The sequence below is a fragment of the Mycobacterium sp. UM_Kg1 genome, assembly GCF_000972925.1.
GTDB classification, from domain to species: domain Bacteria; phylum Actinomycetota; class Actinomycetes; order Mycobacteriales; family Mycobacteriaceae; genus Mycobacterium; species Mycobacterium hiberniae.
Window position 1 is genome coordinate 1 of the sequence record NZ_JRMK01000364.1, and the last position, 353, is coordinate 353.

Consider the following 353-nt stretch of genomic DNA (forward strand, 5'->3'; position numbering starts at 1 on the left):
CACACCCACTACCTGCTCATCGACGATGTCGACGCCATCCCCGACACCCCGGCCCTGACCGGGCCCTACGCCGGGCAACGGCCGTGGACCACCCTGATCGAACTGCTCTCCCAAGCCGGGGATCTGGGGCTGCGCGTCATCGTCACCGGCCGGGCCACCGGCTCCGGGCACGCCCTGATGACCAACCCCCTGCTGCGCCGCCTCAACGACCTGCAGGCCACCACCCTGATGCTGTCGGGCAACCCCGCCGACAGCGGCAAGATCCGCGGCCAACGCTTCGCACGCCTGCCCGCAGGCCGCGCAATCCTGCTCAACGACAACGACGAACCCACCTACCTACAACTCGTCAACCC

General features: G+C 69.1%; 1 protein-coding gene. It reads left to right on the forward strand.

The genetic code is table 11. The annotated features are described in order from the left end of the window. Positions 1-353: hypothetical protein (locus LI92_RS21545; RefSeq protein ID WP_046322680.1), on the forward strand; the 353-nt coding region annotated here is incomplete at both ends.